Genomic DNA, 1,603 nt, shown 5'->3' with positions numbered 1-1,603 from the left:
GTCCCGGGGGCTGGTCGAGGCCATGGGCGGGACGCTGACGCCCGAGGAGACGCCGGGCGGGGGGATGACGATGGTGGTTTCGCTGCCGGCGGCGGGGACGACGCAGAGTGCGGAGGCTGATGTGCCGGTCGAGGCGTCGGCGGAAGCGGCGGCGGAGGGTTCGGAGGCGGCGGTCGAGGCGTCGGCGGAGGCGTCGTCCGAAGCTTCGCCGGATCCTGTGTCAGATTCCTTGTCGGACGTGTCCACCGGTGCTGAGGAGCCCGCTCGATGATCAAGGTCCTGGTGGTCGACGACGAACCGCAGCTGCTGCGCGCGCTGCGGATCAATCTGACCGCGCGCAAGTACGAGGTGGTCACCGCCGTCGACGGCACCTCGGCGCTGGCCATCGCCGCCCGCACGCTGCCCGACCTGGTGGTGCTGGACCTGGGCCTGCCCGATCTGGACGGGGCCGAGGTGATCAAGGGGCTGCGGGGCTGGACGGAGGTGCCGATCGTGGTGCTCTCCGGCCGCGCGGACGCCTCGGACAAGGTGGAGGCCCTGGACGCCGGGGCCGACGACTACCTGACCAAGCCGTTCTCGATGGAGGAGCTGCTGGCCCGGCTGCGGGTGGCGCGGCGGCACGCCGACCGCAACGCGCCGAAGGCGGCGGTGCAGCGGGTCGGGGACTTCGACGTGGACGTGGCCTCGCACACCGTGACGCGGATCGCCGAGGCGCCGGAGACGGTGCCGCCGACCGTGCACCTGACGCCCACCGAGTGGGGCATCGTCGAGGTGCTGCTGAAGAACGCCGGGCGGCTGGTGTCGGCGCGGCAGCTGCTCACCGAGGTGTGGGGGCACGGGTACGAGAACGACACGCCGCTGCTGCGGTTCCACTTCACGAAGCTGCGGCGGAAGCTGGAGCGGGAGCCGTCGCGGCCGGCGCACCTGCTGACCGAGCCGGGCATGGGGTACCGGTTCCAGCCCTGATTCGGGCTCATCCACCAGGAATTGTCACGCTATACGCATATTGACACACCTGGCGCCACCCTCGCGAGGAACATTCCAGGTCAACCGCCAGACCTCCATTGATCCCACCATTGGACAGCCGGTCACATAATGCGCCATCGGTGGGAACCGACGGCGCGCCGGACATAACGCAACGCCGTGCTCCCCATATCTGGAAGCATGCGTACCTTGCGATTACTGCTGGCGGTCGGGCTCAGCCTGGCCCCGACGCTGGCCGCGACGGCGGCCGGCACCACGCCGGCCTTCGCCGGCGGCGGCGCGGGCATGACCCTGACCGCCACGATGGACGGCCAAGACCAGCGCCTGCTGGCCGGCACCAAACACATGGTGCACATCACCCTGGCCGACACCCCGGGCGAAGCCGACCTGCGCGACATCACGGTCAGCCTCAAGGACCTGGACCCGCGCCCCCTGCCCGTGGACTGCCCGGGCGGCCGGATCGGACACCTGTCCCTGGAGCCGGGCCAGTCGCTGCAGTGCACGTCCCTGGTGACGGCGGCCGTCGGCTACCGCACACTGGTGGCCCGCGCGACGGCGTACGTCCCCGGCGAAGGCAGCCTGGTCCGGACGGACCCCCTGCACTACGACGGCTTCATGC

The 1,603-nt window shown here is 71.0% G+C and carries 3 protein-coding genes; all 3 read left to right on the top strand.

Annotated elements, in window-relative coordinates; genetic code table 11:
• The coding region (locus GWK61_RS54460; protein WP_194922271.1) for a hypothetical protein at positions 1-271 on the top strand (271 nt) is incomplete at its 5' end.
• Positions 268-966: a response regulator gene (locus GWK61_RS54455; RefSeq protein WP_194922270.1), complete on the top strand. Its 699-nt coding sequence runs from the start codon at positions 268-270 to the stop codon at positions 964-966. The genes GWK61_RS54460 and GWK61_RS54455, both read left to right, overlap by 4 nt.
• Before the next feature lie 198 nt (positions 967-1,164).
• The coding region (locus GWK61_RS54450; RefSeq protein ID WP_194922269.1) for a hypothetical protein at positions 1,165-1,603 on the top strand (439 nt) is incomplete at its 3' end.

It is taken from the genome of Catenulispora rubra, assembly GCF_015356825.1.
GTDB lineage: Bacteria > Actinomycetota > Actinomycetes > Streptomycetales > Catenulisporaceae > Catenulispora > Catenulispora rubra.
The sequence above is the reverse complement of the archived record's forward strand: the minus strand, read 5'-3'. Positions and strand labels throughout refer to the sequence as shown.

Excerpts from the sequence above, each read along its gene's own strand:
- GWK61_RS54455 (WP_194922270.1), top strand. The coding sequence starts at position 268 with ATGATCAAGGTCCTGGTGGTCGACGACGAACCGCAGCTGCTGCGCGCG.